Origin of the sequence: Mesorhizobium sp. WSM3864, assembly GCF_002294955.1 — a bacterium.
GTDB lineage: Bacteria > Pseudomonadota > Alphaproteobacteria > Rhizobiales > Rhizobiaceae > Mesorhizobium.
The window spans coordinates 516,682-530,035 of sequence record NZ_NSGD01000001.1 but is presented as its reverse complement, the minus strand read 5'-3'; the positions used below and the strand labels follow the sequence as shown (position 1 = coordinate 530,035).

Genomic DNA, 13,354 nt, shown 5'->3' with positions numbered 1-13,354 from the left:
AAAATGAATTGTTATGCGCAAAGCCCCTCAAGGACAGGCTTAGCCTCACGGTACAGCGAAGCCAATTCACGGATTTGTAAGGTGCCGCTTATCCTGCTTGACAACAGGCGCCTCCATATTATCATACGCTAATCTTACACTGTAAGGCAGATCGGAGGAGGACTAGCATGTCGACTGCCGCCCTCTCGGAACTGCAGCCGGTCGTCCCGCCGGTGTCGCACCATCCGGAAATCGGGATCGAGGAGGTCTCGCGTGATTTGAGCCGCGCCATCGAGCGCGCAGAGGTCAATGCCTGGCTCGATCTCTACGATGCCGCGCCCACGGAATTCGCCGCACGGCACGGCTTGTCGCTCGCCCGCGACGGCGACCTCGTCTGGACCACCTGCGCGACGATCCCTTTCATCCATTTCAACTGCGTGAAGAACATCGGCGTCGACGGCCCGGCCACGGAGGATCAGCTCGATTCGCTGCTGGCGCATTACCGCGCTGCCGGCATCTTGCGGCCGTGGTTCTGCACAAGCCCGCACACCGAGCCTTCCCGGCTGCGCTGCTGGCTTGAAGCGCGCGGGCTCCAGCATCAGAGTGGCTGGGAACGAATTCTTCGCGACGCAACGCCGCTGCCTGCCGAGCCGCTGTTCCCGGCAGACGATCTGTCGGTCGAAGAGGTTACGTCCAAGACCGCTCCCGAATGGGCTTCCTTCATCGATGCGAAGTACAGGCTGCCCACCTCGCCCTGGCTCATGGCCCTGGTCGGCCGCGAGGGCTGGCGTCACTACATGCTGAAACACGATGGCGCCGTGGCTGCCGTGCGTTCAATGTTCATCTCGGATGGCGCCGCCTGGAGCGGGATCGACGCCCCGGTGCCTGGCATCATGGCGCCGAGCTTCGACCTCGACGCCATGCTTGGCGAAAGGCTGGTCCGCGACGGCATAGCCGCCGGCGCAAGACTGTTCGTCGCCGACATCGAGGCGCCGCGCCCCGAACGCGACGGTCCGGCCTACCGCAACTACGCCCGGCTCGGCTACAAAATCGCCTATCTCCGCAGTCATTACAGCTATTTGCCGGCGCATTCGAGCTGATCGGAAAGACCTAAAGCGCGTCAGTTCGGTGCGATGCGCTTTAGCGGTACAGCCATTGCTTCAGGCAGCTTCTGGCCACGATATGCGCCGGCGGCAGCACGGGCTGGTCGAAGCGGGAATCGTCGGCAGCCCTGTCGCGAGCCTTTTCCAAGAGCAGGCGAAGCTCGGCCGGGCGCACGCGGTCTCGCTCCATCACGAGTTGGATCATCGGGTCGTTCAAAAGCTCGTCCAGGGGGTTGCTGCTCTCGCTCATCCGTCGCCTCCTCGATGCCTTCCCGCGTGGCGCTTAGATAGGCAGCCAATGATGGCCCGCCAATGACGCTTTGCCGGCTATCTCGTGAATCGAAGATGAAATTTTTGTGCAGGCATTCTTCCTTCTCCCATTGTTGTGGGAGAACGGAAAACTCTATGCCGGCGGTGCCCCCTCATATTGCGGCAGGCCGTCATCCAGCCGCACCCAAGGCTGCTTCGAAGCGGTCCAGAAATGCATGTCGGGCTCGAACGCGGACGGATCGTCGAGCGAGCCGGATGTGACGCCGAGAATGCCCCTGGAGTCACGTCGCGAAAAGATCGTCGTGCCGCAAGCCGGGCAGAAGCCACGCTTGAGGTCCGGCGAGGAATTGACCGTCGCCACCGGCCCCTCGATCGTGACATCATCGATGCGAAACAGGAGCCGCGCATTGAAGGCGGCGCCGATCGCCTTCTGGCACAGCCGGCAATGGCAGACGCGCTCGTTGATTGGTTCGGCCTCGGCGCGATAGCGCACTGCGCCGCACAGGCATCCGCCCTGGTATTTCGCCATTTCCAAGTACCCGATTGACAGGAAGGCCGGCACGGTAGCGGCGAACATCGGAGCGTCAATTAAAAAGCATTGATAGGACGCGATCGCTCACGGTGATGCCGGGCTGACACGGCAACAGATAGGATGGCGTCAGTGGCGCCGCGCCTGGACGAGGTAGGCGTCGATCTCGGTTTCGCCGAGCCATTTGGCGGCTTCCAGCCGGTGCAGCCCTTCGACCAGGACATGACGCTTGCCGTCGTGGCGCACCTGGATCGGCATCTTCATGCCGTTCTCGAGGATATCCTCGGCAAGATGGCGCACCGTCTCCGGATGCAGCGTCTTGCGCCTCGCCATCGGCACATAGATGTCGTCGACCTTGACCCTTTGCACGCGCAGCATCTTGGCTCCCGGCGTTCAAACATCGCCTGAAGATCAAATAAGCCGTTTGCCGGATAAGGCCAAGCGCCTGCTGGCCCGATCGTTTCCATTTGACGCTTGGCCGCCCTACGGTCTCAATGGCGACCTCTTGGTTTCGGTTTTTCCATGACGCAACGGCCCGCCGACTTTCCCGATTTCGGACTGACGCCCGAGCAGCGCCGGGAGGCGGTGCGCGGGCATTATTACGAGTGGCCCGGCATGGATGGCTCGAGCGGCGAGATCTGGTGCTATAGCGACCGCTTTTCCTATCGTCCGGGCGAGACGGTGACGCTTTTCGTCAGCTCGACGGCCCCGCAATTCAGGATTGTCATCGTCCGCGACGGCGGCGATGAAACCAAGGTCTTCGATGGGTCGGGACTGTCGGCGCGCTGGCAGGAAACGCCCGAGCAATGTTCGGTCGACGGCTGCGGCTGGGAAGCCTCGTTCGAATTCCGCATCGGCGATGACTGGCCGTCGGGAGCTTACCGTGTCAGGCTTTCGGCTGAAGGGCCGGACGGCACGCCGATCGAGAGCCACCACCTCTTCATCGTCGCGCCCCTGCCCGGCCGCAAGCCTGGTCGCCTGCTGCAGATCGCCGCGACCGGCACCTGGCTCGCCTATAACACCTGGGGCGGCTCCAACCACTATCAGGGCATCACCGGCCCGAACCGCGACCGATATGCGACGATGGTCTCCACGCAACGCCCTTGGTGCCGCGGCTTCGTCGTGCTGCCCAAGGATGCACCGCGCGTGCCGCTGGAAGTCGCGATGCCGCCGAAGACCGTGCCGCGTTATCCGCATATGGAATGGGCCTTTGCCACGGGACATTCGAAGAAATACGCGTCTTCCGGCTGGGCAAGCTACGACAGCCATTTCTTCCGCTTTGCCGAACGCGCCGGATATCAGGTCGACCTCGCCAGCCAGCACGAGCTGCACTTCTCGCCGGAAATCCTCGACGGCTATGATTGCGTCGTCTTCGTCGGCCACGACGAATACTGGACCTGGGTGATGCGCGACGCGGTGGACGCCTATGTCGAGCGCGGTGGCCACGCGGCGCGCTTCGCCGGCAATTTCATGTGGCAGACCAGGCTGGAGGACGAGGGCCGCCGCCAGGTTTGCTACAAATACCGGGCGCGGGCCGAAGACCCGGCCTATCGCGGCGTCGACATCACCCGCGCCACCAATTCCTGGGAAGCGCCGGAGATCGGGCGTCCGGGCAGCGCTACCTTCGGCCTCAACGCGACGCGTGGCGTCTATGCCGGCTGGGGCGGCTGCGCGCCGCGCGGCGTGCGCGGCTTCCCTGTTTACCGCCCCGAGCACTGGGCCTTCGCCGGCACCGGCATCTATTATGGCGACCTGCTTGGCGCCGACAGCCATGTCTATGGCTATGAGGTCGACGGGCTCGATTTCGAGATACGCGGCGGCCTGCCCTACCCGACTGCGGAGAGCGGAGCGCCGGACGGCTTGCAGGTGCTGGCCGTCGGCCTGGCGAGCCAGGTCGAGGAAAGCGCCGACATTCCGATCGAAGACCAGTTTCTCACCGACGAGGACGGCCGCTTCACCGCCGAGACTTTGTTCGGCGAGGCCAGCGACGCCAATCTCGACAAGGTCAAGCGCGGCAACGGCATGATCGTCAATTTCCCGCGCGGCAAGGGCGAAGTCTTCCACGCCGGAAGCTGCGAATGGGTCGCCGGCCTGCTAAGGCAGGACGCGATGGTCGAACGCGTCACCAAGAATGTTCTCGACCGCTATCTCGGAAAGTCCTGATATGCCGACACCGGAAGTGCAGCCCTCGCCTGAAGCCGAAGCGCGGCCGCCGTCGCATTTGTTCTATCTCTCCAGCCTGCGCCGGCCACTCGTCGACCGCGCCGAGGGCATCTATTTCTGGACCAAGGACGGCCGCCGCTTCATCGACGGTTCAAGCGGACCGATGGTCGCCAATATCGGCCATTCCAACCGCAACGTGCTCGACGCCATGAAGCGGCAGATGGACAAGACCACCTTCGCCTATCGGCTTCATTTCGAGAACGAACCGGCGGAAGAACTGGCGCGGGCACTGTCTCACAAGCTGCCCGAAGGCATGGACCGCATCTTCTTCGTCTCGGGCGGCTCGGAAGCGACCGAATCCTGCATCAAACTCGCCCGGCAATGGGCGGTCGCCACCGGTCAGCCGAAGCGCTGGAAGGTGATCACCCGCTTCCCGTCCTATCACGGTGGCACGCTGGGTTCGCTCGCCATCACCGGCGACGACGCGCTTGCCGAGACATTTACGCCGCTGATGCGGGTGATGCCGACGGTGCCGGCGCCGGCCGCCTGGCGCGATCGCGACAACCTCTCGATGGAGCAGCGCGGCATCCGCTATGCCGACATGCTCGAAGACAAGATACAGGCCGAGGGCCCGGAAAGCGTGCTCGCCTTCATCATGGAACCCGTCGGCGGCGCGGCGACGGCAGCCCTTGTCGCGCCCGACAGCTACTATCCGCGCATCCGCGAGATATGCGACCGCTACGGCATCCTGCTCATCCATGACGAGGTGATGAGCGGTGCCGGCCGCACCGGCAAATTTTTGGGCGGCGACCATTGGAACTGCAAGCCGGACATCGTCGCGCTGTCGAAAGGGCTGGGCTCCGGCTATGCGCCGCTCGGCGCGCTGGCTGCTCCCATGCGACTGGTCGAGCCGCTGCTCGCCTCCGGCGGCTTCCAGCACGGCCACACCTATGCCGGCAATCCGCTTGCCTGTGCGGCGGGCCTTGCGGTGCTGAGCGAAATGGACCGGCTAGATCTCATCGCCAACGCCGCCACCATGGAGGATGTGCTGATCGCAGAATTGAAGGCGTTGCAGAAGCGTTTCCCTTTCATCGCCGACGTGCGCGGCAAGGGCTTGCTGCTCGGCGCCGAGATGGTCGCCGATCCGGAGACGCTGACGCCGATCGCGCCGGCGAAAAAGGCAACGCAGCGCCTGCTCGACCACGCCTATGCGCGCGGCCTGATCATCTATGGCCGCAAGGTCAAGGGGGGCGTCGACGGCGACAATTTCATGGTGGCGCCGCCGATGATCATCACGCGCGAGCAGATCGGCGAGATGATCGCAATCATCGGCGACTCGCTCGAGGCGCTGGCGGAGGAACTCGACCTGCCGGTGGCAGCCTGAGGGTGAAATGGCGCTTTGAGACGTCCTGAGATGTTCGCGATCCTTCGCACCCGCCTCTGGCCTGCCGGCCATCTCCCCCGCAACGGGGGAGATCCGATGTCCCTGTCGCTTTCGCCAATCGCCGACGTTGCAGGAACAGCGCGGTCGGTGCACCTGCTGATCTCCCTCGTTGCGGGGGAGATGTCCGGCGGGACAGAGGGGGGTGCCCGGGCGCCGTACTTGTCGTGAGCACAGTTATCCTCCGCCCCGGCCAAATCGAGGATGCCGAGACCATCCATGCCGCCTTGCTGCGCCTCGGCACCCACATCGGCGCGCATCAGGACATCACCTCGACACCGGATGACCTCCGCCGCTACGGCTTCGGCGCAAACCCCGCCTTTTCGACCTTGGTCGCCGAGGTCGACGGCGAGTTCGCCGGGCTTTGCCTGCACTTCCCGATCTTTTCGACCTGGATGGGCCGGCCCGGGGTCTTTGTGCAGGACCTCTATGTCGAGGACCGCTTTCGCGGCCGCCGCATCGGTGAGAAGCTGTTGCGGCGCGTGGCCAAGGAGTGTCGCACTGCAGGCGGCGTCTATCTCAGGCTCTCCGTCGACACCGATAACGAGACCGCCAAGACCTTCTATGAAAAGCTCGGTATCGGCTGGTCGAGCTACGAGCAGGTGCAGAAGATTGTCGGCGAGGCCTTTTTTGCCTTTGCCGACGCGCCGGAGGACGAACGATGAAAGCCTTCTATGCCGAGGAACAGAAGCGCCATGACCCAAGGGCCTTCCTTTCCAGCGGCGCGCCGCAGCCCAATCCGGAAAAGCCGGAACGGGTCGAAAGATTGCTAGCCGGCGCAAGATCGGCCGGTGTGACGATCGAGCGGCCGAAGGACCATGGCCTTGGGCCGATCGCCGCCGTGCATACGCCCGAATATCTCGACTTTCTCGAGCACATCTTCGCGCGCTGGCAACGCATCGAAGGCGCCTCGGCGGAGGTCATCCCGAACATCCATCCAATCGGCCGCGGCGGCTCCTATCCGGCCTCGGCGGTCGGCCAGGCCGGCTATCATATGGCCGACACCGCCTGCCCGATCTCGGTAGAGACCTGGAACAGTGCGCTCTGGAGCGCCTGGAGCGCGGTGGAAACCGCCGAAGCCGTGATGGCCGGCGCGACGGCGGCCTACGCTCTCTGCCGCCCGCCCGGCCATCACGCCTTTGCCGACGTGGCGGGCGGCTTCTGCTTCATCAACAATTCGGCGGTCGCCGCGCAGGTGCTGAGAAAGGACGCGGGACGTGTCGCCATACTCGATGTCGACCTGCATCACGGCAACGGCACGCAGGGAATCTTTTACGCCCGACCGGATGTTTTGACCGTCTCGCTGCATGCCGATCCGGTGCGCTTCTATCCCTTCTTCTGGGGCCATGCCGACGAGCGCGGCGAAGGAGCGGGCCTCGGCTACAACCTCAACCTGCCACTGCCGCGCAAATCCGGCGACGCGGCATTTTTGGAAGGGCTGGAAACAGCCTTTCGGCGCGTCCGCGCCTTCGCGCCGGAAGCGCTGGTTGTCGCGCTCGGCCTTGACGCATTCGAAGGCGATCCGTTCGGAGGCCTTTCGGTGACGACGGCCGGCTTCGCGCGCATCGGCGAGGCGATCGCCGGCCTTGGCCTGCCGACGGTCATCATCCAGGAGGGCGGCTACCTCTGCGATGCGCTCGGCGACAACCTCACCGCTTTCCTGACCGGCTTTGGCGGGAAGAACGGATAGTTCAGGCGCGCTGCTGCCTCAGCATTGCAATGACGCGATGTACGCTTTCCAGCGTCTCGTCGATCTCTGCGGTCGTGTTGTAATGCGCGATGCCGATGCGCACGACGCCCTGCTCCGGCGGAATGCCGAGTTGGTGGACGATCTCCCATGCATAGTTGTGGCCGGACCACAGGAAGATGTTCTCGGCATTCATCTGTCGCACGATCGTTTCCGGCGCGATGCCCTCTACCGTGAAGGAAATTGTCGGCACGCGATCGCCGAAACGTTCCGGGTCGGTGATGCCGCGGATGGTCAATCCCTCGATGCTCGACAGGCCCTCGATCAACTGCCGGGCGAGCGTATTCTCGTAAGCGATCGACACTTCGAAGGCTCTCGCTATCCGCTGCCGCCGCGAACCGCCCTCGCCGGCTCCGGCGCCGAGATCGGCGAAGTAGTCGACCGCTGCGGTCAACCCAGCCATCAGCTCGATCTGTGGCGTGCCGAGCTCGAACCTTTCCGGCAGGTGGTTGGACGAGCAGCGGCATTTGTAGGGTTTCAGCGCATCGATGACGTCGCGACGGCCCCACAATATACCCATATGCGGCCCGAAGAATTTATAGGCCGAGCAGACCAGGAAATCGCAGCCCAGCGCCTGAAGGTCGATCAGCCCGTGCGGCGCGAATTGCACCGCGTCGACATAGACCAGCGCCCCGGCCTGCTTGGCGATTGCAGTCAGTTCGCTCACGCGGTTGATCGAGCCGGTGAGGTTCGAGGCATAGTTCAGCGCCACAAGCCGGGTCTTTTGCGAAAGCAGCGCCTTCAGCCCCGCTTCCTCGACCTGCCAGCTCTTCTCGTCGAAGGGCAGGAAATGCACGACGAGGCCGAGATCCTCTGCAAGCTGCAGCCAGGGCGAGACATTGCCCTCGTGGTCCATGCGGGTGAGGATGATCTCGTCTCTCGGCTTCATCGTCCAGCCGAGGGTGCGCGACATGTGGTAGGTCAGCGTCGTCATGTTGGCGCCGATGATGATTTCCTCGACGCTCGCCGCACCGAGAAAATCGGCCATCGCCGCATGCGCATCACCGACCACCTGCTGCGCCGCGAGCGTCGTTTCGAAGAAGCCGCCGAGGTTGGCGTTTGTCGTTAGCAGGCAGCGCGAGACCGCATCCGCCACCGCCCGCGGCACCTGGGTTCCGGCGGGATTGTCGAGATAGATGCGACGGCGGCCCTTGTCCGTCAGCGAAAGTGCTGGAAACCGTCCGCGCACGAGCTCGATCGGAAAATCTGCCATCGCCTCCATCCCTCCGTCCTTCTCAATGATTTCCAGTCACGGGCAAGGGTTGCCGACGCGCTGGTGGATGGCGTCGACCGCCTTCTGCATCTCCTCCGTCCAGCGGACCTCGACCGAAGACAGCGCCATGTCGAGCTGGGCGACGCTGGTGGCGCCGACGATATTCGCGGTCACAAAAGGCCGGCTCGTCACATAGGCGTTGGCGAAGAGCGCCGGCTCCATGCCGAAGGAGCGCGCCAGCTCACTGTATTGGAGCAGCACTTCCGCCGCATTCGGCGTCTCGTAGCGCTGGCCGCGATTGAAGAGCTGCGTGCGCGAGCCTTGCGGCCGCGCGCCGTGATCATATTTGCCGGTGAGGTAGCCCTGCGCCAGCGGAGAATAAGGTAGAAACGCGATCTCTTCGCGTTGGCAGACTTCGGCCAGGTTCACCTCGAAGGTGCGGTTGACGAGATTGTAGGCGTTCTGCAGCGAGGCGACGCGCGGGCCGACGCCCTTGTCGGACTCGGCAAGGAAACGCATGACGCCCCACGAGCTTTCGTTCGACAGGCCTAAATGGCGGATTTTTCCCGCCCTCACCAACTCCTCGAAGACAGCGAGCGTCTCGGCGATCGGCGTCTCGTCCGCCGGCGCGCCGACAGCATCGGCCCGTCGGGCTACCGCCCCGACCCGCGTCGGGTTCGAACCCCACGGAATGTCCCGGTCCGGCCAATGGATCTGGTAGAGATCGATGTAATCGGTACGGAGCTTGGCGAGCGACTTCTCGACCGCATCGAAAATGTCTGCGCGCACAAGCTTCGATGGCCGGTCGCCGCGAAACCAGGCGTTGGCCGTGCGGCCGACCACTTTCGAGGCGATGATGACCTTGTCGCGGTTGCCCCTGGTCTTCATCCAACTGCCGATGATCCTCTCGGTCCACCCTTGCGTCTCGGCTTTGGGCGGGATCGGGTAAAGCTCGGCGGTGTCGATGAAATTCACGCCGCGCGAGAAGGCCAGATCCATCTGGGCATGGCCTTCGGCCTCTGTGTTCTGCTGGCCCCAGGTCATCGAACCGAGGCAGATTTGCGAAACAAGGAGGTCTGTCCGACCGAGGCGGCGTTTTTGCATGAAATGTCTCCGGCGGGAGGTGGCGCGCGGCTGCGCGGGGAGGAATTCAAGCATAAGGCATAGGCCGGATTTTCTCCAAGCCGGTCCTGGCGACTTTTGCGTGAATTCGGAAACCGGCTAGCGTCGTGCCGCGGCCAGCGCGCGCCGCTTGGCCTCGTCGATCAGCATGTTGGCCACCTGCATGCGGATCATGGCGCGCTGACGCAGATGCGGGGCGACGCGGTCCGGATGGTTGGCGAAGGCGAAATTGCGGCGAATGCGGCCGAAATCGGTATCCTTCGCAGGGCGATCGAGGCCGAGCTCGCCGGCAATCGATTCAGGGTCGATCGGCGCCAGCTTTTCCTCAGGGCGATGCTCTTCCTCAGCGAGAGCCAGCTTGGCCTGGTCGAGAAGCGCGGCGAACTCGGCGGCAAGGTCGGCGCCCGCTTCGCGGTACTCGGCGGCGACGCTTTCGCCGGCGACCTTGATGCGGCCGGAGTGAAGCTCGTCCGCCACCGACAGATAGTCGAATGGAATAGAGGGCCGGGCGCCCCCGTCTTCGCCCTTCTCGGAAGCGATGATGAGGTCGTCGAGCAACGAAGCGAAATCCAGCTTGTTCCCGGTGCCGATCTCAGCCTCCTCCTGTCGCAACGGCATTCATTGTTGCCGTCGACCATAGATCGCTGTCGTTAAAAATGAATGCCGACGACATTAACGATTGCGGGTGTTGCAGCTGCAGACGCCGGCCGGAAAGATCAAAGCCGCGCTGCATTTGATACCGACCGGCAGGTCGCCAGAGTGGCGAGGAAAAAGCCCGCCCGGGGGCCAGGACCGTGGCGTACGGTCGAGTTTCCGCAAAAGTTTCAGAAGAGAAGCGATTTTGGCGGAAAAAATTCACCAGGCATGGCTGCCATGCACTTGCTGCACTGCACAATTGTAACAAATCACCTATATTCTCGGCGTGTGGAGGACAAACAAGGGGCTGGAATATGGGGTTCTTCACCGAAATGTTCGCGCGGCCGCGGCCGCAGGAACAACAGCGTTACCGATCGGCGCTCGCGCTGCTGAACGCGATGAGCAACGCCGACCGCGCCGATATCGGCATCAAGCCGGCCGACTTTCCGCGTATCGCCCGCGAGATGTCGATACGCTGATTCAACGATGAAGAAGGGGGGTCTCGGCCGCGCCGGGAAACCTCTCCGTCTTCAGCGTCCCAGGAAAATCGACTTGCCCAGCGGCACGCCATTGTGCCGCAGGATGTCGTATGCCGTGGTGATGTGGAAGTAGAAGTTCGGCATGGCTGCGTTGAGCAGATATTGCAGTCCGGCCATTGAGACCTCGCGTCCGGCAAGCCTCAATTCGATCGTCCGCTCCTCCGACCCGTCCAGATCGGCGGCCGAGAATGTCGCCAGATGATCGAGCGTCTTGGCGATTCGGGCGTGCAGCTCTGCGAAACTGGACTCGTTGTCCTCGTATTTCGGCACTTCGCGGCCGGCGAGCCGCGACGGCGCGCCCTTGGCATGATCGGTGGCGATCTGTACCTGCCGGGTCAGCGCGAACATGTCGGGCGCCAGCCTCGCGGTCAGAAACACCTGAGGGTCGATCTTGCGGTCGGCGGCGTTCTGTTCGGCCAGTGACAGCACGCTGGCCAGCGCCTTCAGCCGGGCCGAAAAGACGGCCACGGAAATATCGTACATGGATATGGTCACGTGAGTTATCTCCCCAGGCGGCGTCAGCGCCGCGGGCCGTGAGCTAGCGCTTCCCGGCTCGATTCTTCAAGCAGCCCGTGCGCCCCTGTCACCGCCTCGCCGCAATCGCGGTGGTAGTATTTTCGTTATCGAGCGGAGATTCCCGATGAGACCTGCCATTCTCGCAGCGACTGCCTTGTTCTCCCTTGCGGCCATCGGCCGGTCGGCGCTTGCAGCCGAAGCCCCTTATATCGACGACCGGTCCAGTGCCGAGGCTGTTGTTCGCTCGCTCTACAGCGCGATCAACCGGCATGAATTCGCCCGCGCCTGGGGTTATTTCGGCGACACCAAGCCGGCAAAAGATTTCGATGCCTTCGTTAAAGGCTACGACAGCACCGACGCGGTCGAGGTCAAGACCGGCGCGGTATCGGACGAGGGTGCTGCCGGCAGCATCTACTACAGCGTCCCTGTCGTCATCCAGGCCACCGACAAGAAGGGCGAAGCCAAAATCTTTGCCGGCTGCTACACGCTTCGCCAGGTCAACGCGCAGATCCAGGAACCGCCGTTCCAGCCGATCTTTATCGACAAGGGCGCCCTGAAGCCGTCGACTTCGGATTTCCAGGATGCCGTGCCGACAAGCTGCGGCGACGGCCCGCCGCCGCCCAAGAAGGACGAGGCGCTGGAACAGGCCAGGAAGGCGTTCCTCGCCGCCTATGGCGAGCAGTGCGACAAGGAGAACCCGGAAGGCAAGCCGGCCGGCGAGCCGGACGCCTACTCGATCCATTACAAGGACAAGGACGCTGGAGCCGACGAGCCGGAGCGCGAGACGCGGCTCTTCCGCTTCTTCTGCTCGATGGCCGCCTACAATGAAAGCGCGGTCTATTACATCTATGACGATGTGTCCGGCGTCCGGCAGTTGCAGTTCGCCGCGCCGGAACTCGACATCCGTTACGAGAACAACAACAGTGAAGGCAAGGTCGAGGGCATCCACATCATCGGCTTCCAGACCGACGACCAGCTGGTCAATTCCGAATATGACGACAAGACCAAGACGATCACCTCGATGAACAAATGGCGCGGCGTCGGCGACGCTTCATCGACCGGCACCTATCTGTTCCGCCACGGCAATTTCTCGCTGGTGCAGTATGATGTCGATGCGTCTTACGACGGCGAGATCAATCCCGAGACCGTCCTGGACTACAACACGCCGCCTTGATCAGGGCGCTTTCGTCAGCATCCAGTTCAGTGTGCCGCGCCAATCAACCATGCGGATCGGCGTCCCATGCGTGCCGGTCTCGAACCGCACGAAGCGGGTCGGATAGCTCTTCGATTTGGCGAGGATCGAGCGGAAGAAGGTTTCCTGCTTCTCAACCTGGAAAACCCCGTCACGGCTGCCCTGGCCGAAGAACACCGGCACCCGACGCTTGAAGGCCGGGCTGGTCAAGAAGCTTTGGTCCCAGAGCGAGCCGAGCAGCAGCAGCCCACTGACGCGGGCGCCAGTATCCTTGCGGTCCGCCAGCTTCCAGCAGAGGATGCCGCCCATCGAGCCGCAGGCGACGAAGATTTTCGCGCCGGGCGATGTCTCTGCATAGTGGTCGATCAACGCCGCGACCTGGGCGGCGCCCTTGTCGCCGAAATCGGGAAAGTCCGGCGAAAGATAAAGACCGCCATTTTCGGCCATCAAATTCTTGAGGCGGTTGAAATTACCGCCGAAGGTGAAGTCGTCGACGCCCTGCTTGCGGCTGCCGCCCTGCCCGTGCAGATAAAGCACGATGATGGCGGCACCTTGCGTCTTGCCGACTGCGACATGCCGGACATCGCCGACATCGGTCTTCAGCATCAAGTCCTGCTGCATCTTGCGCACGCCGGGGTCGGTATATTGGGCATGCACACGCCTTTCCGGCACCTCGTCGCGCTGATTGATGTCGCGCATCTCGCGATAGTCGAGCACCGTATAGGCACCGTTGTCGCCGCTCGACAGCGTCGCCGGATAAGCGAAAAGCTCGTCCTTGAAGGGTTTCAGCGACAACGTCTGGCCCTCGGCGGCAGAGAGCGAAAAAGCTGTTGCGGCGAGCAAAGTGAGGAAAGTTCGGCAGCGCAAAGACATTCCGAAGCCATGCGAAATTCGGCTTCGGTTT

The 13,354-nt window shown here is 63.2% G+C and carries 15 protein-coding genes; 7 read left to right on the top strand and 8 right to left on the bottom strand.

Features of this window, described 5'->3' with window-relative positions:
• Positions 1–167: 167 nt before the first annotated feature.
• Positions 168–1,079 (top strand): hypothetical protein, encoded by a 912-nt coding sequence (locus CK215_RS02615; RefSeq protein WP_095829985.1) that lies wholly within the window; start codon positions 168–170, stop codon positions 1,077–1,079.
• A gap of 40 nt (positions 1,080–1,119) precedes the next feature.
• Here the strand turns inward: CK215_RS02615 and CK215_RS02610 are convergent, their stop codons facing one another.
• The 3 genes from CK215_RS02610 to CK215_RS02600 form a co-directional block, all read right to left on the bottom strand.
• Positions 1,120–1,332 (bottom strand): hypothetical protein, encoded by a 213-nt coding sequence (locus tag CK215_RS02610; RefSeq protein ID WP_067328366.1) that lies wholly within the window; start codon positions 1,330–1,332, stop codon positions 1,120–1,122.
• A gap of 153 nt (positions 1,333–1,485) precedes the next feature.
• Positions 1,486–1,881, bottom strand: a complete 396-nt coding sequence (locus CK215_RS02605) for a GFA family protein (protein WP_095830173.1) — start codon at positions 1,879–1,881, stop codon at positions 1,486–1,488.
• 129 nt (positions 1,882–2,010) lie between these two features.
• On the bottom strand, positions 2,011–2,259 hold the full coding sequence (locus CK215_RS02600; protein WP_066995224.1) for a ParB N-terminal domain-containing protein: 249 nt from the start codon (positions 2,257–2,259) through the stop codon (positions 2,011–2,013).
• A 144-nt stretch (positions 2,260–2,403) separates the two neighbouring features.
• On the opposite strand from CK215_RS02600, the gene CK215_RS02595 reads away from it, so the two are divergent.
• The 4 genes from CK215_RS02595 to CK215_RS02575 all read left to right on the top strand — a co-directional run bounded on the left by CK215_RS02595 (position 2,404) and on the right by CK215_RS02575 (position 7,175).
• On the top strand, positions 2,404–4,044 hold the full coding sequence (locus CK215_RS02595; protein ID WP_095829984.1) for a N,N-dimethylformamidase beta subunit family domain-containing protein: 1,641 nt from the start codon (positions 2,404–2,406) through the stop codon (positions 4,042–4,044).
• Between the two features lies 1 nt (position 4,045).
• Positions 4,046–5,428 (top strand): aspartate aminotransferase family protein, encoded by a 1,383-nt coding sequence (locus tag CK215_RS02590; protein ID WP_095829983.1) that lies wholly within the window; start codon positions 4,046–4,048, stop codon positions 5,426–5,428.
• Positions 5,429–5,652: 224 nt separating this feature from the next.
• On the top strand, positions 5,653–6,150 hold the full coding sequence (locus CK215_RS02580) for a GNAT family N-acetyltransferase (RefSeq protein ID WP_066995212.1): 498 nt from the start codon (positions 5,653–5,655) through the stop codon (positions 6,148–6,150).
• Entirely contained in the window at positions 6,147–7,175 is a 1,029-nt protein-coding gene (locus tag CK215_RS02575) for a histone deacetylase family protein (RefSeq protein WP_095829982.1), read from the top strand. Before CK215_RS02580 ends, CK215_RS02575 begins: the two co-directional genes overlap by 4 nt.
• A 1-nt stretch (position 7,176) precedes the next feature.
• Here CK215_RS02575 and CK215_RS02570 read toward each other — a convergent pair whose 3' ends face one another.
• From CK215_RS02570 to CK215_RS02560, 3 genes are all read right to left on the bottom strand, one after another.
• Positions 7,177–8,445, bottom strand: coding sequence for a cysteine desulfurase-like protein (locus CK215_RS02570; protein WP_095830172.1), 1,269 nt, complete (start codon positions 8,443–8,445; stop codon positions 7,177–7,179).
• A gap of 36 nt (positions 8,446–8,481) precedes the next feature.
• The gene (locus CK215_RS02565) at positions 8,482–9,549 is read right to left on the bottom strand and encodes an aldo/keto reductase (protein WP_095830171.1); all 1,068 of its coding nucleotides are present in this window, start codon (positions 9,547–9,549) and stop codon (positions 8,482–8,484) included.
• A 117-nt stretch (positions 9,550–9,666) separates the two neighbouring features.
• Positions 9,667–10,185: a hypothetical protein gene (locus tag CK215_RS02560; RefSeq protein ID WP_170950201.1), complete on the bottom strand. Its 519-nt coding sequence runs from the start codon at positions 10,183–10,185 to the stop codon at positions 9,667–9,669.
• A gap of 332 nt (positions 10,186–10,517) precedes the next feature.
• Between CK215_RS02560 and CK215_RS02555 the strand changes: the two genes are divergently transcribed.
• Positions 10,518–10,682, top strand: a complete 165-nt coding sequence (locus tag CK215_RS02555; protein WP_082954041.1) for a DUF1127 domain-containing protein — start codon at positions 10,518–10,520, stop codon at positions 10,680–10,682.
• A 51-nt stretch (positions 10,683–10,733) separates the two neighbouring features.
• Here the strand turns inward: CK215_RS02555 and CK215_RS02550 are convergent, their stop codons facing one another.
• Positions 10,734–11,237 carry a DUF1993 family protein gene (locus CK215_RS02550; RefSeq protein WP_095779624.1) on the bottom strand — a complete coding sequence of 168 codons (504 nt, stop codon included), beginning with the start codon at positions 11,235–11,237 and terminating at the stop codon, positions 10,734–10,736.
• A 145-nt stretch (positions 11,238–11,382) separates the two neighbouring features.
• On the opposite strand from CK215_RS02550, the gene CK215_RS02545 reads away from it, so the two are divergent.
• Positions 11,383–12,432 carry a DUF1176 domain-containing protein gene (locus CK215_RS02545; protein ID WP_095829981.1) on the top strand — a complete coding sequence of 350 codons (1,050 nt, stop codon included), beginning with the start codon at positions 11,383–11,385 and terminating at the stop codon, positions 12,430–12,432.
• Here CK215_RS02545 and CK215_RS02540 read toward each other — a convergent pair whose 3' ends face one another.
• On the bottom strand, positions 12,433–13,323 hold the full coding sequence (locus tag CK215_RS02540) for an alpha/beta fold hydrolase (protein WP_095829980.1): 891 nt from the start codon (positions 13,321–13,323) through the stop codon (positions 12,433–12,435).
• Between the last annotated feature and the right edge of the window lie 31 nt (positions 13,324–13,354).